The sequence below is a fragment of the Vibrio sp. 704 genome (genome assembly GCF_033339295.1).
In genome coordinates this window covers 1-521 of sequence record NZ_JAWOUH010001002.1, presented here as the reverse complement: position 1 = coordinate 521, position 521 = coordinate 1, and the positions used below count along the sequence as shown (strand labels likewise).

The 521-nt window shown below is 46.1% G+C and carries 1 protein-coding gene; it reads left to right on the top strand.

The features are described 5' to 3' along the window. Positions 1–442 (top strand): putative manganese transporter (locus tag R7R24_RS30340; RefSeq protein WP_318120667.1); only part of this gene is annotated, 442 nt, incomplete at its 5' end. Positions 443–521 lie beyond the last annotated feature (79 nt).

Here is a 521-nt window from a genome sequence, read left to right as displayed (position 1 = left end):
GACAAAAGAGTTGGGTGATTATCAATCGACGGTGTCAGAAGATGAAAAAATCGTTGATTCACACCCGATTCAAAAAGCAGCTCAAGACACCAACTTTGTCAGCGCGTGGGTTATCGTGGCGTTTCTTGCGTTTGAATTAACGACCTATTTTTCAGGCGTTGATTTGGCTGCTTCCTTCTCAAAGTGGGGCATCTGGATGCCATTGGCTGGCTTAGCCATCGGTATGCTACCAGGCTGCGGCCCACAGATTCTCGTCACCAGTTTGTACATTACTGGTGCCGCACCATTATCCGCGCAGATTGCGAATGCGATTTCTAACGATGGAGATGCACTGTTCCCCGCGATTGCCATGGCTCCCAAAGCGGCATTGATGGCAACGGTCTATTCTTCTATCCCTGCGTTCATTGTGGGCTATGGCTATTACTTTATGTTTGAGTTTTAATTATTACGCTCTCAAAAAAGAACGCGTAAAAACAAGAAAAGAGCCCAAGTGGCTCTTTTCGTTTAATACGTCGTTTTCA